Annotated in this window: 19 protein-coding genes and 2 pseudogenes; 14 read left to right on the top strand and 7 right to left on the bottom strand. The window is 37.9% G+C overall.

The genetic code is table 11. The features are described 5' to 3' along the window. The first annotated feature begins 3 nt into the window (after positions 1–3). Genes fliQ through ACEN36_RS06215 form a run of 7 tightly spaced genes read left to right on the top strand, consistent with a single transcriptional unit; the run spans position 4 to position 6,579 of the window. Positions 4–267, top strand: coding sequence for a flagellar biosynthesis protein FliQ (fliQ, locus tag ACEN36_RS06245; protein ID WP_079650494.1), 264 nt, complete (start codon positions 4–6; stop codon positions 265–267). Further along, complete coding sequence (gene fliR, locus ACEN36_RS06240; protein WP_407101971.1) at positions 267–1,037, top strand: flagellar biosynthetic protein FliR; 771 nt, start codon at positions 267–269, stop codon at positions 1,035–1,037. Before fliQ ends, fliR begins: the two co-directional genes overlap by 1 nt. Before the next feature lie 18 nt (positions 1,038–1,055). Further along, positions 1,056–2,141: a flagellar biosynthesis protein FlhB gene (gene flhB / locus ACEN36_RS06235; protein WP_407096134.1), complete on the top strand. Its 1,086-nt coding sequence runs from the start codon at positions 1,056–1,058 to the stop codon at positions 2,139–2,141. 35 nt (positions 2,142–2,176) lie between these two features. Continuing rightward, positions 2,177–4,267, top strand: a complete 2,091-nt coding sequence (flhA, locus tag ACEN36_RS06230) for a flagellar biosynthesis protein FlhA (RefSeq protein ID WP_407126179.1) — start codon at positions 2,177–2,179, stop codon at positions 4,265–4,267. A gap of 51 nt (positions 4,268–4,318) precedes the next feature. Continuing rightward, on the top strand, positions 4,319–5,035 hold the full coding sequence (locus ACEN36_RS06225; RefSeq protein WP_407096210.1) for a sigma-70 family RNA polymerase sigma factor: 717 nt from the start codon (positions 4,319–4,321) through the stop codon (positions 5,033–5,035). Next, a complete protein-coding gene (locus ACEN36_RS06220; RefSeq protein WP_407126178.1) occupies positions 5,028–5,771 on the top strand; it encodes a flagellar hook-basal body protein in 744 nt (247 codons plus the stop codon). Before ACEN36_RS06225 ends, ACEN36_RS06220 begins: the two co-directional genes overlap by 8 nt. 25 nt (positions 5,772–5,796) lie before the next feature. After that, complete coding sequence (locus ACEN36_RS06215) at positions 5,797–6,579, top strand: flagellar hook-basal body protein (RefSeq protein ID WP_407126177.1); 783 nt, start codon at positions 5,797–5,799, stop codon at positions 6,577–6,579. A 705-nt stretch (positions 6,580–7,284) separates the two neighbouring features. Here ACEN36_RS06215 and ACEN36_RS06210 read toward each other — a convergent pair. Further along, the gene (locus ACEN36_RS06210; RefSeq protein WP_079650635.1) at positions 7,285–7,893 is read right to left on the bottom strand and encodes a 50S ribosomal protein L25; all 609 of its coding nucleotides are present in this window, start codon (positions 7,891–7,893) and stop codon (positions 7,285–7,287) included. A 492-nt stretch (positions 7,894–8,385) separates the two neighbouring features. Between ACEN36_RS06210 and ACEN36_RS06205 the strand changes: the two genes are divergently transcribed. Together ACEN36_RS06205 and ACEN36_RS06200 are read left to right on the top strand one after the other, a co-directional pair. Then, positions 8,386–9,177: a 3D domain-containing protein gene (locus ACEN36_RS06205; RefSeq protein ID WP_407126176.1), complete on the top strand. Its 792-nt coding sequence runs from the start codon at positions 8,386–8,388 to the stop codon at positions 9,175–9,177. A gap of 148 nt (positions 9,178–9,325) precedes the next feature. Then, the gene (locus ACEN36_RS06200) at positions 9,326–10,141 is read left to right on the top strand and encodes a Cof-type HAD-IIB family hydrolase (protein WP_407126175.1); all 816 of its coding nucleotides are present in this window, start codon (positions 9,326–9,328) and stop codon (positions 10,139–10,141) included. 100 nt (positions 10,142–10,241) lie between these two features. Here the strand turns inward: ACEN36_RS06200 and ACEN36_RS06195 are convergent, their stop codons facing one another. Beyond that, a complete protein-coding gene (locus tag ACEN36_RS06195) occupies positions 10,242–10,535 on the bottom strand; it encodes a hypothetical protein (RefSeq protein WP_407096127.1) in 294 nt (97 codons plus the stop codon). 153 nt (positions 10,536–10,688) lie between these two features. Between ACEN36_RS06195 and ACEN36_RS06190 the strand changes: the two genes are divergently transcribed. Beyond that, entirely contained in the window at positions 10,689–11,873 is a 1,185-nt protein-coding gene (locus ACEN36_RS06190) for a CapA family protein (RefSeq protein WP_407096126.1), read from the top strand. 365 nt (positions 11,874–12,238) lie between these two features. Here the strand turns inward: ACEN36_RS06190 and ACEN36_RS06185 are convergent, their stop codons facing one another. Further along, complete coding sequence (locus ACEN36_RS06185) at positions 12,239–13,690, bottom strand: UDP-N-acetylmuramoyl-L-alanyl-D-glutamate--2,6-diaminopimelate ligase (protein ID WP_407096125.1); 1,452 nt, start codon at positions 13,688–13,690, stop codon at positions 12,239–12,241. A 298-nt stretch (positions 13,691–13,988) separates the two neighbouring features. Continuing rightward, positions 13,989–15,314, bottom strand: coding sequence for a CHAD domain-containing protein (locus ACEN36_RS06180; protein WP_407101952.1), 1,326 nt, complete (start codon positions 15,312–15,314; stop codon positions 13,989–13,991). A 269-nt stretch (positions 15,315–15,583) separates the two neighbouring features. On the opposite strand from ACEN36_RS06180, the gene ACEN36_RS06175 reads away from it, so the two are divergent. Beyond that, on the top strand, positions 15,584–16,834 hold the full coding sequence (locus ACEN36_RS06175) for a dicarboxylate/amino acid:cation symporter (RefSeq protein ID WP_407101950.1): 1,251 nt from the start codon (positions 15,584–15,586) through the stop codon (positions 16,832–16,834). A 56-nt stretch (positions 16,835–16,890) separates the two neighbouring features. Here ACEN36_RS06175 and ACEN36_RS06170 read toward each other — a convergent pair. Continuing rightward, a pseudogene (locus ACEN36_RS06170) lies at positions 16,891–16,992 on the bottom strand (IS3 family transposase); the annotation flags it as partial. Between the two features lie 862 nt (positions 16,993–17,854). Between ACEN36_RS06170 and ACEN36_RS06165 the strand changes: the two are divergent. Beyond that, entirely contained in the window at positions 17,855–18,574 is a 720-nt protein-coding gene (locus ACEN36_RS06165) for a YoaK family protein (protein WP_407101948.1), read from the top strand. Between the two features lie 37 nt (positions 18,575–18,611). Here ACEN36_RS06165 and ACEN36_RS06160 read toward each other — a convergent pair. Next, positions 18,612–18,827 (bottom strand): annotated as a pseudogene (locus ACEN36_RS06160) (IS3 family transposase); the annotation flags it as partial. 126 nt (positions 18,828–18,953) lie between these two features. Beyond that, positions 18,954–19,796, bottom strand: a complete 843-nt coding sequence (locus ACEN36_RS06155) for a helix-turn-helix domain-containing protein (protein WP_407096122.1) — start codon at positions 19,794–19,796, stop codon at positions 18,954–18,956. A gap of 412 nt (positions 19,797–20,208) precedes the next feature. Here ACEN36_RS06155 and ACEN36_RS06150 point away from each other — a divergent pair, with 412 nt between their 5' ends. Further along, positions 20,209–21,969, top strand: a complete 1,761-nt coding sequence (locus ACEN36_RS06150) for an ABC transporter ATP-binding protein (RefSeq protein ID WP_407126173.1) — start codon at positions 20,209–20,211, stop codon at positions 21,967–21,969. Beyond that, positions 21,956–23,737: an ABC transporter ATP-binding protein gene (locus tag ACEN36_RS06145; RefSeq protein ID WP_407096120.1), complete on the top strand. Its 1,782-nt coding sequence runs from the start codon at positions 21,956–21,958 to the stop codon at positions 23,735–23,737. The genes ACEN36_RS06150 and ACEN36_RS06145 overlap by 14 nt, the downstream gene beginning before the upstream one ends. Positions 23,738–23,981 lie beyond the last annotated feature (244 nt).

The raw sequence follows: 23,981 nt of genomic DNA, 5'->3' as shown, positions 1-23,981 counted from the left end.
AAAATGACGATAGAAAAAGTGTTAGATATTTTACGTGAAGCATTCTTCGCGATTATTGAAGTAGCTGGACCAACGCTGGCGATAGCGTTAGTAGTAGGTTTGTTTATCAGTATTTTACAAGCTACTACTCAATTGCAAGAACAGACATTGAGTTTTGTGCCTAAAATATTGGCAGTGATCGCTTCTTTGATCATCTTTGGCAATTTTATGCTGAATGTACTGATCGAGTTTACTGAAAAAATCTTTGAAACGATTGCGAGTTTGTGATGGATACAGGAATGTTAGCGGAGATTCATGTTGCTCTATTGATTTTGATGCGTGTTTCTGCCTTTATCTTTGTTTGTCCCGGATTCTCGTTTACCGGGTTGCCTAATTTAGTTAAAATTGCGATCTCAGCAGGAATTTCTATTGGTGTGTATTCGGTGGTTCCAGCTGTTACCAGTATTGATGGTGTGATCGAATTTTTTTTCTTAGGATTGAAAGAAGTGTTGGTCGGATTTGCGATCGGGTACATTTGCCAGTTGTTTTTTACAGCTGTGGAGATGGCCGGGAAATTAGTGGATTTTCAAGTCGGATTTTCGATGAGTGAAGTATTTGATCCTAGTTTAGGTATCAGCGCTTCCAATTATGGAAAAGTATTTTATTGGATATCCATGTGTGTATTCTTTTTTACAGACTTGCACCATGCGGTCATTAAAGCGTTGGTCCAATCTTTTACATATTTGCCCTTAGAAAGTACGAATTTAGGTACCTTTGGAGTAGAAGGCATTATCAAGTTGTTTGGTATGATTTTTGAACTGTCGATCAATTTAGCGTTGCCTTTGATGATCACTTCTTTGATCGCTGAAGTTGTTTTGGGATTGATATCGCGAACAGTTCCGCAAATCAACGTGTTGATTTTGGGGATGCCGATGAAAGTTCTAGTCAGTTTGATCATTACATTAGCAGTGTTGACACCGATGACGGAGAGTATTCAAGACATTATGCCGATGATGGTGAAATACATGAATGAATTTATGCGCTCATTGCCAAGCTAAAAAAGAGAGGTGAACAGCATGCAGGATAAAGACAGTAAAACAGAAAAGGCCAGCCCCAAGCGATTAAAAGACGCTCGAAAAAAAGGGGATGTGGCTAAAAGTTCCGATTTAACGTCTGCTGTCTCCTTTGCTGTTTTTGCATTGATGACGGCCTCTCTTGGTTTATACGTATTTGAAAAATCCTTTGCTTATCTGCGAGGTTTTCTGTCAAATGGGTTAACCATGGGAAGCCATGTAGGCACAGAAGCCTTGCGAAATAATTTAGCGAGCCTCGGTGTCCAGGCAATCACCATTCTCTTTACGATTGCCGGACCTTTTCTATTGATTGCTTTTTTCGTGTCGTTATTTGCTGCTGGATTGCAAACCCGTTTTCTCTTTTCAAAAGAACCGCTGAAAATGAGTTTAAATAAGATCAATCCTGTGAACGGATTGAAAAATATGTTTAGTAAAAAGGCTTTATTTACGATGTTAAAGACCTTTTTAAAATTGGCACTGGTGTTTTACGTCACTTTTGCTGCTCTAAGTGATTCTTTGGATGTCATTATTAATTTAGGGAAGTTTGGTACAGAAAAGATCTTTTTCGTCATATTGGAATTGGTCAAAACAGTAGGAACTAATTTAGCTGTATTGTTATTGGTACTGGGAATCATTGATTTTGTTTATGAAAAGTATGAATACAGTACAAAAATGAAAATGACTAAACAAGAAGTGAAGGATGAGTTTAAAGAAAGCGAAGGAGACCCGCAAATCAAATCCCAACGGAAGCAACGTCATCGTCAAATGATGAATGGGAACATTAAAGATGTGGAGTCAGCAGCAGTGATTATTACCAACCCAACGCATTTGGCAATCGCGATCCGCTATGAACGCGGAAAAGATGAAGTTCCGATTGTAATGGTAAAAGGAGCCGATTTAATGGCTCAAAAAATTCGAGAGCGGGCACGCGAACACGGTGTTCCAATTGTCGAAAATAAACCGATCGCTAGAAACCTCTACAAAAATATCCAAGTGGGTCAAACGATTCCGGCGGATCTTTACCAAGCTGTTGCAGAAATATTAGCGTTGGTGTATCAAATGGAAGAAATGAACAAAAATAAAATTTGATCGGCTGAATCAGTACAAATGAAGGAGAACAAACAATGATAAGTGCTTTAAATGGAAAACTAGAAAAAATGACACGTTTTTCGGATATAGGAATTGCGGTACTGGTCATCATGATTTTAGCGATGATCATTATTCCTTTACCAGCGTTCATGCTGGATTTTATGTTAGTAGTGAACATCTCATTAGCCTTGATTATTTTACTATTAACTTTATTTACTAAAAACGTATTGGAGTTCTCTACTTTCCCCACCTTACTGTTGGTGACGACGATGTTCGGATTGTCCTTGAATATTTCGTCTACTCGTCTGATTTTGACTGAAGGAAATGCCGGACAAATGATCGATACATTTGGAAACTTCGTAGCCGGGAACAATTTTATCGTTGGAGCGGTTATCTTTATCATCATTATTCTTGTTAATATGATGGTGGTTACCAGTGGTTCAGGTCGTGTTTCGGAAGTATCCGCTCGTTTCACATTGGATGCTATGCCAGGAAAACAAATGTCGATCGACGCGGATTTGAATGCGGGATTGATCACCGAAGATCAAGCTAAAAAACGACGCAAAGATTTAGAACGAGAAACGCAGTTCTTTGGAGCGATGGATGGAGCCAGTAAATTTGTTAAAGGAAATGCTATAGCGGGAATCATTATTACTTTGATCAACCTGATCGGCGGGATCTTGATTTTCTCTCTTCAAGATGGTATGGATATCATGGAAGCTTTGAACCATTTTGGAAAGCTGACGATCGGTGACGGTTTAGTGAGTCAAATTCCCTCATTAATGGTTTCTGTTGCTTCAGGGATCTTGGTGACGCGTTCAGGAAGCCAAACCGGTTTTGGGAGTTCGTTAAGCGGCGAGTTATTCGGAAATGCTAAAGTTATCAAAATCGCATCCGGCGTATTGCTGTTGTTTGCGATCGTTCCAGGTATGCCGACGATTCCCTTTTTGCTCATAGGGGTAGTGGCTTTTGCAGCTGGGTATTTGATGGATGAAAATGAAAAAGTAAAAGCCAGCGAAGCGAAAAAATCAGAGATTAAAGCTGTTGCTGAACAGAGAACTGAAAGTAAAAAAGTGGAAGAAGAGTCGATTACAACATTCCAAGTCGATCCGATCTCAATCGAAATCGGTTATGGGTTGATTCCATTGGCTGATGAGCGTCAAGATAACAATTTGACTAGTCAGATCCCGACAATTCGCCGTCAATGTGCTCAAGAGATGGGGATCTTATTGAATCCGATACGCATCCGCGACAATTTGCAATTAGCGCCAAATGATTATGTCATCAAAATTAAGGGCAATGAAGTTGCTCAAGGAAGCTTGTATCTGGATAAATTCATGATCATCGATCCTGGTGAATCAACGTTTGAATTCAATGGAATAGCAGCGAAAGAACCTTCCTTTGGTTTAGACGCTATGTGGGTCGATGAAAGCGACAAGGATATGGCCGATATCAAAGGCTATACTGTCGTTGATCCATTGACTGTACTGATTACTCATTTGAAAGAAACGATCACACAACACAGCTTTGAATTGCTGGGCAGACAAGAAGTGAAACAATTGTTTGAAGGCATCAAAGAGAAGTATAGTGTAGTCATTGATGAATTGATTCCGGACATCTTGCGTTTGGGAGAAGTGCAAAAAGTCCTGCAAAACTTATTGAAAGAACACATTCCGATCAATGATTTAGTTACGATCTTAGAAACTTTGGCAGACTATGGAAATACGACAAAAGATACAGAAGTATTGACGGAATATGTGCGTCAAGCACTCAAACGAACGATCGTCAAACCGCATTTAGATGCAAATGGTGTCTTGCACGTGGTGACGATTCATCCAGATTTAGAGGAACGAATCAGTCAAAGCACACGAAAATCGACAGCAGGGTCAATACCTGCTTTGCAGCCAAATGAAATTACCCATTTATTTGATAACCTGACCTTCTCAAATAACCAATTGGATAGTCATGGTATTCCACATGTGTTGCTGGCGTCACCAAAAATACGTCCAGCAGTGAAAAATCTATTGGCCTTTAATTTTCCGGACTTGCCGATCTTGTCTTTAAATGAAGTGCCAAATGACATTGCCATTGAAACTGAGGGCATGATTGAAACGACAGTGCGATAATGAGGCAAAGCAGTATACACCAAAACGAAATGGCTAGGAGGAAGGGCAATGATGTATTATGAGACAGACCGAGAACAGGAAATCTTAAAATATCTTCCCTTGGTCGAAAAAGTCGTGAATGGGTTAGACATCAAGCGAAAAGACTATGAGCGCTCTGATTTGATCAATATGGGCGTGATTGGTTTAATGGACGCCTTGAATAAATTTGATAAATCCAAAAAGGTCCCTTTTGAAGGATATGCCTATATTCGTATCAAAGGGGCGATCATTGATGAAGTGCGTAAAACGTCTAAAGTATCACGTTCACGTATTACAAAATTGAATGATTTTTACAAAGCGAAAGACAGACTGGAAAAGACATTGATGCGTACGCCGACAGATAAAGAAATCTGTGCGGAATTGGACATCGGTGAAAAAGAATTTGCAAAGATCCATGAAACAGTGCACCAATTAGCTTCCGTGTCTCTGGAAGATGTGTTGTTTTCGGAAGACGGACATGATGTTGAGGTGTTGGATATGTTGGAAGACACATCGGCTGTGAATTCTGAAGAACAACTGTTGGACATGGAACGAAAACAACTATTGGCTGTGGCCATTAAACGATTGGATCAACGTGAGCAGCAAATTTTAAATATGTTGTATGTAGATGAATTGAGTTTGAAAGAAATCGCCTATGTTTATGACTTATCGGTACCGCGTATTTCACAGATTCATGGGAAAATGATTGTAAAACTAAAAGGTTATATGAAAGAGGCTTACAATGATTAGAGGATTGATTACCACTAATAGGAACTTACATATTTTAGAAAAGAAACAGGAAAATTTAAGTACTTCTGTAGCAAATTTAAATACTGCAGGATACAAAGAACAAGAAATCATTCAAAGTACATTATTGAAACAGAATTTGTTCAATCGATTGAATGGTCCAGAGTTGAATCAACAATTAGAGGTAGGCGGACTTCCTTTGGGCAATCAAATAGATGAAGTTTACCGTGATTTCAGTCAAGGCGGTATCCAATTGACCAATTCTAGTACGGATCTGGCGATTCAAGGAGATGCGTTTTTTACCGTTGAAACGGGCGCTGGAGAAGTGATGTACACACGTAATGGGAATTTTACGGTAGATGCAGAAGGATTTTTAGCTACTCAGGATGGGAATCGTGTCTTGAGTACGACGAATGATCCAATCCAAGTGGGCAGTATGGATTTTACCGTCTCTAACAATGGAACAGTGATTGAAACAGGACAGCAGCTGCAATTGACGACATTTGCTGATCCAGCTGGCCTTACGAGTACGGGAGATACATTATTTGCCGGAAACGGCGGAGTGATGACTGGAGATAGTGTAGTCTTGCAATCAGCTATTGAAGGTGCGAATACAAATACGGCTGATGTGATGGTTGATTTGATGCAGATATCGAGAGAATTTGAAGCCAATCAAAAAATCTTGCAAGCAGCAGATCAAACGCTGCAAAAAGCTGTGAATGAATTAGGTAAAGTATAGAGTAAGTTGAAGATGGAGGACAAGAATGAGCATTTCGTTAAGCACCAGCAGAAGCGGTATCCATGCACATCAAAAAGCAATGGATGCTATTGCAAATGACATTGCCAATGTCAATACAACTGGCTACAAAGCAAAGCAAGTCAATTTCCGCGAATTAATGTCGAATCAGTTAGTAGAAGATAGATTGCTGTTGGCAGACAACGCAGAAAATACCAGCATCAGTACGGGAGCATTGAGTGGGATAACCACCTCAGACTTCACCCAAGGATCGTTAACCGAAAGCGGTGGGACGTTCCACATGGCGATTGCTGGGAACGGATTTTTTGGTGTCACAGATCCTGCTGGACAATTTTATTTGACCAGAGATGGCGGTTTTCAATTAAACGGAGATGGTACTCTGACAAATGGACGCAACGAATCATTGGTCATGAATACGACACTGCCTGTTGGTTCATGGCCTCAGGGAGATATCGTTATCCAAGAGACGGGCACAGTTATTGTCCAAGGTCTGAATGGTGAGGAAACACAAGTGGGGAACATTCCTTTATTTTACCCTAGTGTTCCAGACGCATTGCAACCTGCCGGCGGAAACAATTACCAAGTTCCTGAAGACATCGAGTTATTGACGTCAAATGGAAACAACGATGCATTCGGTACAATCCAACAAGGCTATCTGGAGAGCTCCAACGTAGACTTAGCCAGCACATTTACGGATATGATCGTCACCCAAAGAGCCTATTCCCTAAACCTGAAAACGGCCCAAAGCAGTGATGAAATCATGGGAATGATCAATAACTTTAAACAATAGAGAGCGGAGTAAGGCGTTAAGCTCTCCGGAAAAAATAGAACCGATGAGAGTTAGGTGCACTTTACCTGACTCTCATCGGTTCTATTTTGGGAGTGGGAGCTGCCTTACGCAACTTGTTCAAGCTAGAGAGTGGAGTTTATTTATCGAAAAGAGCAAGCACCAACGAAAGTTAGTAGTTTTTACTGACTTTTTGTGGGTGTTTTTTTGATAAGTGCGCTATTTATTAATAGAGGTTTACGAATAAGCTTTGATTATTAAGTAGAGGTTAGTTACTTCGTAAAAGGACTACTGACTAAGTTGCAATTGTTAAGTAGAGACCTGTTACTTCACAAAAGCACTACTGACTAAGTTGCAATTGTTAAGTAGAGACCTGTTACTTCACAAAAGCACCACTGACTAAGTTGCAATTGTGAAGTAGAGCCTTCTTACTTCACAAAAGTACCACTGATTAAGTTGCAATTGTGAAGTAGAGCCCTGTTACTTCACAAAAGTACCACTGACTAAGTTGCAATTGTGAAGTAGAGTCCTGCTACTTCACGAAAGCACCACTGACTAAGCAGTAATTGTTAAGTAGAGACCCTCCTCAATAATAGTAGTCGTTTTTGAAAAACAGCTAAAGACTATACTGTTTTAGTAGTAGAACAACAAGTTTAATTAAAAAAGGAATGTGGACTTATTGTCCACATTCCTTTTGAAATAAGTGATTTAGTTGGCTTCTGTTTCGCCGATTACTTCTGGCTGTGCGTCTTCTGCGCCTTCTTCAGCAACTTCCTCAGTACGAGGAGCAGAAACTGTTGCTACCAAAGTCTCAGGGTCTTCCAAGATTTCTACATCTGGAATTTCATCTAAGTCAGCAACCGTCAATGTGTCTCCGATTTCTAAACTTCCTGCATCTACAGTAAATTCATCAGGCACTTTCTCGGCTACTGTTTCTACAGACACTTCGTAGATTGCTTGTTCCAAGATACCCACTTTTATATTTTCGGTATTTTCTAATACGACTGGTACATTTACGGTTAATTTTTGTCCAGCTTTTAATGTTTGCATACTCACATGAAGGATTTGGTTTTTTAATGAGTGGCGTTGAACTTCTTTAATGTAAACTTGTCCAGTTCTACCACCTTCAACAGCAACATCAAAAATGGCACTGTCACCTTGTGTTTTTAAAATAGTCGCAATATCTTTTTCATCTAACAAAACAGGGATTGAATATTCGCCTCTTCCATAAATCACTGCTGGAATTTGATCTTTACGACGATCCTGGTTTGAAGCGCCTGTTCCTACTGTGTTTCTTTTGATAGCTTTTATTTCCATGTTTGTTTCCCCCTTAAGATAATTACCTCACAACTAATCATAAAGGAAATCAAATTAAAATGAAAGCGATACGCATTGAGAGAGACTGCATGAACTCTCTCAATAGCTGTTTGTTTATCCAAAGGGACAGACAGAATAAAATCAAACCCTTACTTTTTTTTTTGTGAAATAAGGAAAAGACTACTGTATCAAGGTTTTCTGCATTTTGAATGTCAGAATAATTACAAATTGTTGCAATAACATATTTTATTTTACGGCTCGTCCGTATTTGTCACACATCTGCAAAGAACACTTACTTTTAATACAAAAGCAATAAGGAATCATAACAAATCCCCTTTTTTGCTTTTTTTCTTACCGATACGTGTTACGATTCATTTCGTGGCAGAGGAACCCATTAATAGAACACTTAAAGAATTATCTTTAAAGCTATTAAAAATTTCAAGGGACTCTGGAAATGCATTTACTGCATTTGGAATAGAAAGGGAGAAAATAATGAGAAACATGAAGTCGAAATTAGTAGCTGCAGGATCAACTATAGCCCTCGTAGGACTCTTCTCAGTAGCGAACCCATCTGAAGCATCAGCAAACGAATATACCGCAAACTCATGGCAAGCACGTACAGTAACCGAAGTTAAAAATGACATTAAAAGTGATGAAAATGGTTCAAAATATACTTTCCAATGGGGAGATACGTTATCAAGTATTGCTTTAGCAACAGATATCTCTGTAGATTCATTAGTTAAAATCAATGACATCAACAACGCAGATATGATCATCGCGGGAAATTCTATTCACTTATCAACTGACCATTCAGTGGTAACGGTTGAAAACAACGATAATGTGAAAACTTATGATGTTAGTGAAGATGAAGTGAAAGAAGTCGAAACTCCTGAAGAAACTGAAGTTGTAGAACCCGAAGTTGCAGAGGAACCTGAAGCAACTGAACCTCAAACGACTGAAACTGAAACTGCTGAAGCAAGCGAAACAGCAGAACAAACTGGTGAATGGGTTACTGTAGAAGCAACAGCTTACTCAACGAATCAACCAGAATTAAGCGATACAACTTATACAGGTATCAACTTAAACGAAAACCCAAATGTTATTGCCGTTGACCCAAGCGTTATCCCATTAGGATCAACTGTATATGTGCCAGGATATGGAACATTTATTGCTGGAGATACAGGTAGTGCAATCAATGGACACCGTATTGATGTTCACATGACCGATTTAAATGCTGCTCTTCAATTTGGAAGAAAAACCATTGATGTTCAAATTTTAAACTAATTCAATACAGCTAATAAAATAGACCTGACTATTCGCAAAAGAATAGTCAGGTCTATTTTAATACGAAAGAAAGCAATGCTTGGTTGAATATCTGTCAATAACTCGTATACTAGAACTAAAGAGAAATACTAGAGGAGTTGAAGAAAAAGTGACAATTAAAATGATTGTGGTGGATATGGATGGAACCTTTTTAGATGACAAAAAAGAATACAATCGTGAACGATTTAAGCGGTTGTTTACTCGGCTGCAAGAAAAAAACATCCAATTTGTCGTAGCTAGTGGAAATCAGTACGCCCAATTAAAGTCATTTTTCCCAGACACCTATCAAGATATGACTTTTGTGGCTGAAAATGGAGCTTTCGTCATTGAAAAAGAAAAAGAGGTTTTTACAGAGAACATTCCTTTTGAACTGATCCGACATACATTACAGATTATTGAAAAAATACCAGGTATATCAGTCATAGTATGCGGGAAAAAAAGTGCCTATGTATTAGATTCCTCAGACAAAAAGTTTATTGATATCGTCCGCATGTTTTACCATAAATTGACGATAGTTGAAAAATTTCAAGATATAGATGACCAAATCTTGAAATTGGCACTAGGGTGCTCAGAATCGCAAACGAGTTCTATACATGAGCAATTAAAAGAACTATTAATGGAAGAAATCACTCCAGTCAGTTCCGGGAGAGGGAGTATTGACTTAATCAGGACAGGCACACATAAGGCGAATGGGCTAAAGAAATTAGTTAAAGAAGAGAGGATAAAGCCCGAGGAAGTGATGGTTTTTGGAGACGGCGGAAACGATATCGAAATGCTGCAGTTTGCCAAATACAGTTTTGCGATGGCTAATGCAGATTGCGAGATTAAAAATAATGCAGCCTACGAAGCCCCTTCCAATAATGAAGAAGGTGTACTGGAAGTGATTGAACAATTTATTTTACAAGGAAATCTGCTAGAACAATAAAGAGTATAAATGCTCGACAAAAAAATCTAGGTCAGTTGAAGAGAGTCATACTTCTCCCAATGACCTTAAATTTTTGTCTAGCCTGCTCAAATGATCTGTGCTAGTAGAGAACGATCATATAAAAAATCGTTACCCCAATAGCTGCTCCCACAATAAAATAAAGCAGCATTTGCAGCAAGAGATACCAGTCCATTTTGTTGGCAGCATCTTTTTTCTTGTTTGTGGCGGATGTTGCAGGGTCATCTCGTTTAGATAAAAGGAAAAATCCAATCCCTACAATGATTCCGACAACGGATAAAAGAGACTGAGATACTTCTGGCCGAAGATACCCAACCACTAATCCCGTCAAAACGGCAAATAGCAATAAACTGTAACGTCCGATTTTATTTTTCATTACGTATCTCCTCGATGGATAAAGATTTAGTTATCTTTAAATAAGATAATTAAATTATACCATTATTCTGGAAATGAGACCGCTTAAATGTAATATAAGAAAATGAATAGTGGAACATCAATGATGTCATCCCACTAAAGGAGAAGATCAAAAATGAAAACATACTTATCTATTCTTGTTCTTTTGTCGCTGACTGGTTGTGCTGCTAAGGATACAACCTCAAATGAAATGGAACCTGATAACGTTTCTTCACTCGAAAGCAGCACGGAATCTGTTTCTGAAAGTGAGGCAGAAGAAACACGGATTTCGTTTATTGGTGTAGGAGATAACTTGATTCATGAAGAAATTTATACAGATGCTCAAACTGAAGAAGGTTCGTATGACTTTTCCTCTATGTATCAATATGTTAAAGAAGATATTCAGACAGCAGATGTAGCTTTTATCAACCAAGAAACCATGCTTGGCGGAGATGATTTAGGTTTCTCAGGCTATCCTTCATTCAATACACCAAGTGATATGGCTGAAAATTTAGTAGAGACTGGTTTTGACCTTATCAACTCCTCCAGCAACCATTCTTTGGACAAAGGGACTGAAGGTGTTTTAAATGCTTTAGAAACGTGGTCTGACTATCCTGAAGTGACTTATACAGGAGTATTTAAGGATCAAGAACAGCGAGACACTATTCCTATTTTTGAGAAGGACGGAATTACATTTTCATTGTTGACCTATACGTATGGTACAAATGGGATCGAGCCTGAGTATCCTTATTTGGTCAATTATTTTAGTGACGAATTGATCACTCAAGATGTCACACAAGCAAAAGAAATCAGTGATGTGGTGTTGGTCTCGGCACATTGGGGAGATGAACACACTTTTGCTCCTAATGAGTTTCAACAGCATTACGCTCAATTATTTGCTGATCTTGAAGTAGACGTTGTTTTTGGAACTCATTCCCATACTATCCAACCAGTAGAATGGGTCCAAGGAGAAGAGGGAAATGAAACTTTAGTGATTTATTCTTTAGGCAACTTTTTAGCTGCGACTACTTCAGACATTAATTTATTGGGCGGGATGATCGCTTTTGATGTTGTTCAACAAAATGATCAAGAAATCCACGTTGAACAGGTCAAATGGACTCCGCTGGTTATTTATTATGAGAATGAAGTAGCAAAGAACCTTGATACCCGGGAAAACTTTGCTGTATATAAATTGGAAGACTACACAGACGAGTTGGCAGAAACGCATGGATTAACTGGGTTTGAAGATAATGATGTATCCATCGATCAGTATCAGCAGTTGATAAAAAAAGTTATTGATCCTTCATTTTTAGAGGAGTAACGAAAAAGCAGGGGTTGGCTGTTTAAGAGCACACTGAGGAGATAGAGCTGGTGGCTTCAGAGAAGGCTGGTTGATCTGTAACATAGCGGATGGACTTGATAAGAGCTGTCTCAGAGCCATTTGGTGTGGTTCAACCAATCCGAATGTCGCTGATAAGCCTTGTCAGCGACATTTTAGATACTCGAATAAGCCGAATGAAATGGGATAAAAGTGCTTTTTCTAAAATAATAGTCTCGCCTCTTTAATATTAATTAAATACAAAGTAAAATGCACTCCCACTATTGGATGAAGAATCTAATAGTTTTGGGAATGCATTTTTTCTAGGGGCTTTTTGTTCCAACCCCTTCTTTTAGTTAAAACTAATCCTATTGTACGTGCTTTAATTGAAGAATCGTTTCTTTATCTGAGTGTGTACCCATTTGGAAGGTTTCTGTGTAAGCTTCTGGCCCTTTGCCAGTCAGTACGACATAATCCCCAGGTTTAGCCAACTTCTGAGCTTCCTGAACAGCAAGTGTACGGTCCATAACAATCTTGACATGGTCTGTAAGATTAGCTTCTGTTATTAACTGTTGATAAACGTCTATCATGTCCTCTTCAGAAACACCATTCAGATCATCTGTCGTCAATAAAGTATACTGACTTAGTTGATGAGAGGTCTCGAGCATCAAAAGGCGTTTCGTAGCATCTCGATTTCCGCGAAAACCAAAAATATGGATGATATTGTGGGCATCGAATTCGCGAATAGATTCCAGACAATATTGTAAGGCTAAATCTGAGTGTGCGTAATCAATGATGTAGTGAACCCCGTCAATAACGGCTGCCTGTTCAAATCGACCAGGGACGCCTGGAAAGTCCTTCAGATGTTCGCTGATTTCTTGAATAGAATGTCCTAAGTCAAACACCACAGCACCTGCCATCGACAAATTATACATATTGTGTACTCCGATCAAAATTGACTGCAGAGTAGAAACGGATTTATGAGTATCGATCTGAATGTCTTTACCTATTCTCGAAATGAGCCTAAATACAGCATCCTCATTTGTACCAACTGAAATGGTTTGAACATTTTTAGAAGCTAAGCGGTGTACTAACTTATTTCCCCAAGCATCATCAAAATTGATCACAGCTTTTCCAGTAGGTTTTAATTTGTCGAAAAGCAGTGCTTTTGCTTCAAAATATTCTGCCATTGTATGGTGATAATCTAAATGATCGTGTTGCAGATTAGTAAACAATGCATAATCAAACGTTATTCCTTCTAAACGATATTGAGTTAATCCGTGAGAGGATACTTCTACAATGATTACTTGGTCATTGGAATGAGCCATCATTTGATGGAGAAGTAATGAACTAGGCGTTGTATTTGATGACTTTGAGGTCTCACCATTAATCACGTATTCAATAGTTCCTATCAGTGATGTAGTGTAGCCCGCTTTTTCCAACAAATGCCTTAATAAATAACAAGTAGTCGTTTTTCCATTTGTTCCAGTGACTCCAATTACTATTTTATTGGAAGAAGGATTGCCGTAAAAAATATTAGCTAGCTGACCGAGCATTTTACGACTATTTTCTACTAGCATATAAGGAGTACTCATCAGATCGTTTTGAGGGGTCTCTCCGATGATCAAAGAAGCACCGTTCTTTACTGCATCCGTAATGTAGTTGTGTCCATCGAATTGATATCCTTTGATAGCAATAAATATCATTCCTGATTTTATGTTTCTTGAATCATCCGTTATACCAGTAACTTCCATTTCAGGATTTAGGCCTGAAAATTCAGATAAAGAAGAGAAGGATTCAAATAATGTGTTTAGTTTCATTTGGAAAAGTTGCCTCCTTCTATAAGACAGTCAGTATATATAAAAACAAAATCATTTTAGTTAAATGGATGTATTTTTTGTTTAAAAAGTTTCATCAATCTCAAATAAAAAACCACAAGGAAGCCTTTTGCGCTGGATAAAATCTGTAAACATGAGTTTAAAAATACCTTACTATATCAAATGTTATTTGTTTAAAGGGATAAAGAGTGGTCAGTAGGTGCTGCGGAAAATGAGGGATTTCTTAAATAAAGAATAGAAAAGAGGATATCCATCCGGAAAAACCGGATGGCTGAAGAAATCAGTGGAAAGTAAAAGGGTGTTGTTTTAAAGTCGTTAATTGTTTCTCAAGTTGATGAGTCTCATATTGCTGTAAAGTTGAAAAGTCATTCTTTAAGGATTGATCTGCTTCGGCTAAAAAAAATGCATCCAGAACAACCGTATTTTCATAAATATCCGTCACTTTACTCAATGATCTTTGTATTTTTTTCATTTGTTTTTGTTCTTTTTTGTATTTTTTATTTACTAGAGGGGGAAAGCTTTTTAAAATATAGCGGTAAGTCTTTGCTTTTTTCCGCACTTCATGGACCTCTTTTGCATCCTTGTAGTCCAAATGTGAGAGCATCTTTTGCAATGATCGATGTTTTTTCTGAATCTTTTTTTTAGCAAAGTTCTCGAAGTCTTCAGTTTCCAATATTAATGGAACCCAATCAACAGTATCGGCCCATTCCAACAGATTATTTAAAATAGTCCGAAATTTCTTTTGATTACTGGAATGTACCAGTCTTCTTTTTTCTTTTCCGCGATTCTCAGCAAGAACAGCCAATACAGCGGTACCGTTTTCTAATAAACTGGGTTCTTCTTCAATAATCGTGTTCACTCTATCGATCAAAACATCCAACTCACGCAAATGGGAAAATTGTTGAAACGCCTCTTTTGCAGGAACTTTAGCTTTTTGATAGACATTATCTGGCAATAACGGTTTTAGGAAAGAGAGCAATGAGCGGAAGTGGCGAATCTGGACTCGAAAACGATGAGTGGTTTCTTCATCAGCAGGATCTTCAAGAAAAGCTTGATGTAAACTTTGTATCTTACGGAGCTGATATTGGAGCAGTAATCTGACTTTAATGGAATCATTAGTGTCTACTGAACCTAGACGTTTTAAAGAAATAGGCTGATGAAACCACAACAAATCACTTTTAGCAGAATTCTTCAGCTGAATAGCAGCACAGGAACCTTTATCAAATGGTAAGGAAACTCCTGTCAAGTGCTCAATCCAAATGCTTAAAGTAGGCTCATGTCCAACTACGATGGCCGTACAGTCTTTAGGAAGACTATCCAGTTCTTTAGTCAATAACTGAATATCTCCTGCAGAGATAAATTCTTTTTGAACAATATCGGGATTTCCAAAAGACTGAGCCACAATCTCAGCCGTTTCATAGGCACGTGTCAATGGACTAGACCAAATGAAAATTGGGTGTTGTGTATCCAATAAATACCGGAGATTTGGAGCGGAAGCCTGCAGTTCTTTTTTACCTTTGGGAGTTAGTGTGCGATCATAATCTGGTTTATCGTTAGTTTTTTTCTCTGCTATGCCGTGACGAAACAACCATACTTGTCGTCTCATTATATTCCTCCTTCCGATACCAAAGCGTTAACCATACTATAAAAAAATAACCAGCCAATTCTTGTTCACTATTATAGGTACTTATATTATCGCTTCTTTAATGGAATTTATCCACTAATACGATAAGGTGGTTCAGTTGTCTATCGGTTAGAGAATAATGAGTGGAGGAATATCAAAAATCTCCTAGAGTTTATAGGGAGAGTATGATAAGATTGAAACTAATTTATGAAAATAGGATTAAAATCCATATATGTAGGAGGAACCAGCAAATGAAGAGAATTAAAATAGGCTTAGTGCCGAAATTACTCATTGCTATTATTTTAGGAATACTTTTTGGCCAATTGGACATTTTGCCCACCGTTATTTTGCAGATTCCAATTACAATATCCAGTTTATTTAGTAGTGTATTATCCTTTATTATTCCACTCATGATTATTGGTTATGTAATTGTTGGTATTGCGGACTTGACTCAAGGTGCAGGGAAGTTATTAGGAGCGACGACACTTATTTCCTATGGATCAACATTAGTAGGTGGGGTAATTGCTTACGCTATAGCATCAAATGTATTCCCCATATTCATCACTCCTGAACTAAGTGAAAGTGTCACAGATAGTGGTGCAGGTTTAGCAGCCTTATTTACGATTCCCTTAGAGCCGATGATGGATGTCACCTCAGCGATTGTATTTGCATTCTTATTTGGGATCAGTATATCTTGGCTGAGAGGACAAAATAAAGGAGAAACGATTTATCATTTCTTCAATGACTTCAGTGCTATTATTACTCGTATATTGAATTCATTTATTATTCCGGGTTTACCAATTTATATTTTTGGAAATTTCATCAACCTCAGTTATACAGGATCAATTCAATCTATTTTAGCTGTATTTTGGAGAGTATTCTTGATCGTTTTAGCTTTACAGTTATTGGGAGTTGTGGTGTTATTTACTATTGCAGGTATTTACCGTAAAGAAAAACCTTGGCAATTTATTAAAAACCAAGTGCCAGGCTACATCACTGCTGTCGGAACACAATCATCGGCAGCTACGATACCAGTTAACATAGAGATTGCCAAGAAAAATGGCGTCTCACAACAAATTCGGGAATTTGTTGTGCCGCTATGTGCTACGATTCATTTGTATGGAAGTATTACAACGGTCACTTCGTGTGTAACAGCAGTACTGATCATGTATGGAATTCCATTTGATTTTCCGATGATGCTGAGTTTTATATTGGTACTCGGCGTAGCTATGGTAGCAGCCCCAGGCGCTCCAGGCGGGGGGATAATGAGTGCTTTGCCTTTCTTGCCTCTAGTCGGTATTCCTACGGCAGGGCCGATTGCGACATTATTGATCTCACTCTATCTGACTCAAGATAGTTTTGGAACAGCTGCAAATGTCTCAGGCGATAACGCGATTGCGTTGATTGTAGATAAGATTTACCATACTAAAATCTTGAAAGATAAGTCATGGACTCCAAAAAAGAATTTTGAATCTAGTATTTTAGAAGAAAATAATCTATAAGTAAAAAGACTATCTGAAGTAAAAGGGGTGCTGGCCCCTAAAAGTGAGAGTTTTTATTATACAGCTGATTGGCTGGTTTGAGTTCGGTATTCAACCGGACTTAAGCCAGCCAATTTTGCTTTTGCTCGAACATGATTATACCATTCGATGTATTCCTCGTTTCTTGACCTATATTGGTACTGTCAGCTTTGATCAGAATGGGAGATTGGTGTATATTGTGGCTTGTTCCAGTGGGATGCTCTATCCAACGTGAAAGAGACGTTCGTTCGATGAGTGAATGAAGTTTATTCTTCAAGTGAGTATTAAATTGTTTCCCACTTGAAGAATAAAATCGATTTACTCATCAAGTGGACATAAAATTAAGTCTCACTTGAAGAAAAAATTTGGTTTATTCATCAAGTGAACATTAAATTAAGTTTCACTTGAAGAATAAACTAAAATAATAGTGCCGCTGGCTGTCTCTGACTCATATTTTTTTCTATTCAGGCAACATTTAAGGATAAAGGGATGAGAAACACACGGTTTCTTCATTATAAATAATAAATGATAGCCAAAGGACCTTTTAAATATTTTTGGTCTCTTGTAACTTAGATTCTTCACTAGATTTTGCCATAAAAAACGACCTCTAAAAATTAGATTTTGCTCTAACCTTTTTAGGGGTCGCTACCCTTCAGATAATCTTTTTTTCTTATTTTCAGTAAAAAAATAAACTCAATTGATAATTATTCGATGCAACGATGCGATACTACATAAATAGAAGGGAGCACCACGTTAATAAAACATTTCAATAGATAAAGGAAGTTTGTATCCTATTTTATTACTTTAGGGTTATAAAGATCTATTTTGATTAAAAAGAAATAAACAATCAGCACTGTATTATAATAAACAAGACAACAATAAATCATCACTAATACTAGGATTCTCTATAAACACCCTGCGAAAAGAATTTATTAGTAGGTAGATTTAAGTTACACTTGAGGTGTATAATAGATAAAAATGTTTATGATAGAAGGGTTTGTATTGAGAAAAAAAGCACTAAAGATTCAGTTAACGAGTTGGATTTTCCTATTAACTGCAACTGCAGGATTTATGAACGTTGTAACAATTATCTTATTTTCAGCTACTAGCTCCCATCATACGGGGAATTTATCAAACAGTATGATTCATTTAGTAAAAGGGGATTTTGAGGATTTTATTCGTTTGATAATCGTTATACTAGCCTTTTTCTTAGGAACGATGTTGAGTGGGTTCCTATTTCCAGAACAGGCCTTTAAATTGAAACGTCGGTATGGTTATATTCAACTTTTATCGGGCTTAGCGATTGTAGCGGGAAGCATTATGCTTAAGAATCCTTGGTGGTATTTGCTAGAGATAACCCTGATTTTAGGTCTGCAAAATGGTATGTTTGTCTATTATAAAGGGATGATTGTTCGGACGACACATATGTCTGGAAACCTAACTGATGCTGGTTTGGCTTTAGGTAGAAGTTTAGCAGGACGAAAATCCGAGTTATGGAAAGCCCGTTTCCAACTACTGAATCTCAGCTTCTTTCTATTAGGTGGCATAGTTGGTGCCGGCTTATTGCTATATACTAGCGTTGATATTTGGCTTGTAGCAAGTAGCTTATACCTCTTTCTTGGTCTCTTATATTTCTCGTTGTATCATCACGTCAATTACATAAAATCAACCCATGATGAATTTGAAATAAACGGAAAACACTTATTTGATTATTTAAAATAGGCTTAGATTGGATTGTCTACACTAAACTGTACAAAATTTATATGGCCTGTGATCTGAAGTCCAGTGGACTCTTGTAGCCCAAGGTTCCGTGAATTCTGAACTTGTTGAACCAATTAATGTAATCAACCAGTTCTAGTCTCAGATGGTCTAGACTTTCAAACTGTTCCTGATAAATAAATTCTGTTTTGATCACTTTAAAGGCAGCTTCTGCTACCGCATTGTCATACGGACAACCCTTTTTACTCTTCATTCGAATTTTACAAGACCTTAATTTTATTGTCCAACTAAGTGTAGCCTATCCATTTTAGCAGAACATTTTATAAATACCAGAACCAGTGCCAGAGAACTTCTTTTGATAAGACAAAAAAAGAAATAAAGTCTATTTAAACTTCATTTCTTTTTGAAAAAGGGTCGGAGGCTTTCCGTAATACTTTTTAAATAATTTGCTAAAGTAATAAGCATCTTCGTAGCCTACCAGTTTTGAAATCTGGCGGATACTGATTGCTATGTCCTCTTCAATGATCTCTTTAGCTTTAGATAACCGCAGTTGAATGAGGTAATTGATCAAGGTTTCGCCAGTATGATCTTTAAAAATACGTGATAAAGAAGCAGGGCTAGTGTAAAAATGCTGAGCAATTTGGTTTACGGTAATGTCTTCCATGTAATGATTTTCAAGAAATAGAACCACTTCATCTACCAAACTGATTTTTTCTTTTTCTTCTTCTGTCAGCAATAACGAACTTTCTGTTAAAGGCAGCATAGCAGCGTCTCGTAAAAGTAAAACAAATAATTTCAATACTAATGATTTCAACAATAACTCTGAACCGGCTTTTGATTGTTCGCGTTCGATCAGAATTTCTTGGCAAGTATCAAAAAAAGAATGGTTGTGTTCAGATAGTTTAATGATTGGATTCGTAATAGGAAAATAATCTTTTGGGAATCGATCAACGTTAAAATTACGGATACCAATATGAATTTGGACATTTCTCATTCCCGTATCCGAGTATTCATAATGACTGATGCCCGGGTTAAAGAGTACGACGGTTTGTTCGCTTAGACGAGTAGTGTTCCCCTCTATATTATAGAAAATTTCTCCGCTGACGATCACACTCATTTCTACAAAATCATGATGGTGATTTTTCCCTTGAAAACGATCTTTAGATTCTGCGTCAAAGATATAAAGGATCTCTGGGTTAAACGTTTTTGCATCAATTTTTAACATGCTTACACCCCACTTCATGTTACGGCAATTATTTTGAACATACAGAATAAAGCTATATTCAAATTATAGGTTATCTGAAAAGCGAACTCAATAAGGAAGATCGATAGAAATGGCGGAAATGGTTTTTTATAGCGCTTACAAATCTATGCGACATTTCTTTAGTTAAATTAGGCTAGAGAGTATAAAAAAGAAAAGATTTAAAGGCTAACCTGTTGCTAACGCGTTAGTTTATACTGTTTGACTAAACCAGCTCCTTATCTTTCGAAGCATCATTTTTCTATTTTTTCGTCATGTCTCCCAAGCCAGCTCCGTATCTTAAAATTTTATCCATTGTTTTTGTTTGTTATGTCCATTTTATGGGTGGTTGTTTTGGTTTATGATGTGGGTAATTGGTTGGGGAGGGGTGTGTTTTATGGCGAGTTTTCGTTGGGTTTGGGGATATATCAAACCTAGTAAACTGAATTGGATTTGGGCGAGTTTGTGGACGGTTATGGTAGCTTTGTTGAACATCGTGACGCCTTATATCGGCGGGATGATTGTAGATGAAGTGATTGATATTAAGCGTGGTTCTTTGTTGGTACCCTTATTGATTATCATGGTCGTCGCGACGGTATTGCGAACAGTATTGCGATATGTTTATCAAATGATGTTTGAAACGATCGGGCAGGAAGTTTTATTTCAAATTCGAGAAGATCTCTATGTCAAACTGCAAGAAATGGATTTCGTTTTCTTTAATACTACTCGTGTCGGGGATATCATGGCACGAATGACTGGGGATACAGATGCTATCCGGCATGCAGTTTCCTGGGTGTATTTTAACGTGCTGGACAATATTGTGCTTTTTATTTCCGCTATTGCTTTTTTAGGCGGAATTCAGTGGCGATTGATGCTGGCAATGCTGGTTGTCACGCCGTTTATTGGGATATTGACCGTCATGTTATCATCTCGGGCAAATGCAGCTTATTACGAGATTCGGGAAAGTTTTTCCAGATTAAACTCCATGGTAGAAGAGAATATCGGGGGGAACAAGGTCGTTAAGGCCTTTGCAAATGAAGACTATGAAACGAAAAAATTTAACAAACGAAATGAAGATTATAGAGAACGCAATTTATTTTCAGCTAAAATTTCGCGTACGTATTTGCCGGTATTGGAAACGTTGGCTGGCTTGCTGTCGGTGATCTCTATTGGATTAGGGGGATTCTTTGTTATTAGAGGGTTGATGACTGTTGGAGAACTAGTTGCATTCAATGGGCTGGTTTGGATGCTGAATGCCCCTATGCGGAATATTGGGGGATACATGAATGATTCGCAGCGTTTTATTACTGCGACGTATAAAATTCGAGAAATGCTGTCTGCTCAGCCGTTAATTCCTGTTGAGCTGCAGAGAAGAGAAAAACGCATCAAAGGAGAAGTAGAATTCCAAAACGTCTCTTTTGCTTTTGCGGATGACCCGGACAATAAAGTATTGGAGAACATTTCGCTGAAAGCTTCTCCTGGTCAAACGTTAGGGATTTTAGGAGAAACGGGCTCAGGGAAATCAACTTTAGTGAATCTCATTTCCCGCTTCTTTGATCCTACAGAAGGAATGGTATTGATCGATGGGGAAGACATAAAAAATTGGAATGTACGGGAATTGAGGAAAAATATTTCAATCGTCATGCAAGATGTGTTCTTGTTTTCCGATACGATCAAGAAAAATATTTCTTACGGGACACCTCAAGCTACATTTGAAAATGTTCGAAAAATGGCTCGAGTTGCTGATGCCAGTCCGTTTATTGAAAAAATGCCGGAACAGTACCAAACTTATTTAGGAGAAAGAGGGAGCGGATTGTCCGGTGGGCAGAAACAGCGGCTGTCGTTGGCACGTGGATTGATGAAAGATCCCTCTATTTTAATTCTCGATGATACGACTTCAGCAGTTGATATGGAAACTGAAGTGAAAATCCAAGAAGGAATGAAAAATGTGAGTTTTGCGAAGACGACTTTTATCATCGCAAACCGGATTTCATCTGTGAAAAATGCTGACGAGATTATTATTTTGTCTAAAGGGAAAATCATCGAACGAGGCAAGCACCAAGAACTGCTCCAAAAACAAGGGGCTTATTACGATATCTACAAAGAACAGCTTGGACGATCAGAGGTAGAGGAGGTATCCGAAGATGGCAGAGAATAGTTTTGAAGAGGACAAGCAGTTAGCAACCAAATTCAATAAAGAAGACTACAAAAGAATCGGAAAATATTTAACGCCGTACAAATTTTCCATCCTGAAAATATTTGCGGTCATCATCTTTTCCAATTTAGTTCTAGTCTTAGGACCTTTTTTAACCAGTATTGTTATTGATGAAACCATTCCAAATCAAGATAGAACCCAGCTTCTTTGGATTACGGTCCTGTATGCATTGGCTATTTTCTTTAATGGTGCTGCTGTACGATACCGATTGTACAACATTACTGAATTGGGGCAAAATGTGTTAAGGGATATGCGGTCTGATTTATTTAACCATTTGCAGCGGTTGTCATTTTCGTTTTACGATACACGGCCGCATGGGAAAATTTTAACTCGAGTGGTCAACTACATCAATACGTTAAGTGACTTACTGTCAAATGGGGTCATCAATGTATTGTCGGATATTTTAAGTATTGTGGTGACTTTGGTATTCATGTTCTCTCTAAATGTCACGTTGACGCTATACAGTTTTATTTTGTTGCCGGTTTTATTTGCGATTACAATGGTGATCAAAAATAAACAGCGGGTGGCTTATGATGAGCTGAGTATTGAACAAGCTAATTTAAATGCTTATATTCACGAAAGTATTGCTGGGATCAAAACGACGCAATCTTATACACGTGAAGGAATGAATTACGATATCTTTTCTAAATTTAGTGACAACCAACGAAAAGCTTGGATGAAAGCCGTTCGAATACAATTTCTATTGGGACCCTTTGTCCAAAACATTGCCACTATCACGATCGCTTTTATCTATTTTGCTGGGATCAGAGGATTAGGAGTGGATGTATCGACAGGGATTTTAATTGCTTTCGTCGGGTACGTGAACAACTTTTGGAATCCCATCATCAATTTAGGGAACTTTTACAACTCCTTGGTTTCAGGTTCGGTTTATTTGGAACGAGTGTTTGAATTGATGGATGTGGAACCCAGTATTAAAGACTCCGAAAATGCTTTTGAAATGCCGCCTGTAAAAGGAGATGTGGAATTCAAAGACGTGACTTTTGGGTACAAAGAGGGACAAACGATTTTTGAAGAATTGAATTTCCACGTAAAACCTGGTGAAACGATAGCGCTGGTAGGGCCGACTGGAGCAGGTAAGTCGACGATCACCAATTTGATCAGCCGCTTTTACGATGTGCAAAAAGGGGCTATTTTAATTGATGGTATTGACATACGGAATGTGACACTGGATTCATTGCGCAATCAAGTAGGGGTCATGCTGCAGGATACGTTTATCTTTTCGGGAACGATTTTAGATAATATTCGTTATGGGAAGTTGGATGCTACAAGCGAAGAAATTGTAGAAGCAGCCAAGATCGTTCGTGCTGAAGAGTTTATCGATAGTATGAAAAATGGTTATCGAACCGTTGTGCAAGAACGAGGCAGTACGTTGTCAGCTGGACAACGGCAATTGATTTCTTTCGCTAGAACGCTGCTGGCCGACCCAAAAGTGTTGATTTTGGATGAAGCAACATCCAGTATTGATACGCAAACAGAAATTCTTCTGCAAGAAGGGTTAGACCGCTTATTGGAAGGTCGAACAGCATTTATTGTAGCTCACCGTTTATCGACTATTCGAAACAGCGATCGTATCTTCTATATCGGCGATAAGAAAATATTGGAAGCGGGAAGTCATGAGGAATTGATGGCGAAAAAAGGATTATACTATCAATTGTATCGGACACAGTCTGATTTATTGCAAAAAGTATAAGTGAAAGCTGAATTTACCACTAGATTTTTTTCGACCATAACAGGCATGAATGAAGAAATTCATTCATGTCTATTTGTATGAGAAAATCACTGATAAATCTTCTGAATAAAGAAAAAGGTAAGCGCAAAATGAAACGGTATATAGATATAACAAATAACCCTTGCTACAATAGTTTTGTATTACAGTAAGGGTTATTTGCAGCTTTCTTGAACTTCTTTACTCCATGGTAATAGATTTTGAAGTA

The organism is Desemzia sp. FAM 23989, from assembly GCF_045528345.1.
GTDB lineage: Bacteria > Bacillota > Bacilli > Lactobacillales > Carnobacteriaceae > Desemzia.
The sequence above is the reverse complement of the archived record's forward strand: the minus strand, read 5'-3'. Positions and strand labels throughout refer to the sequence as shown.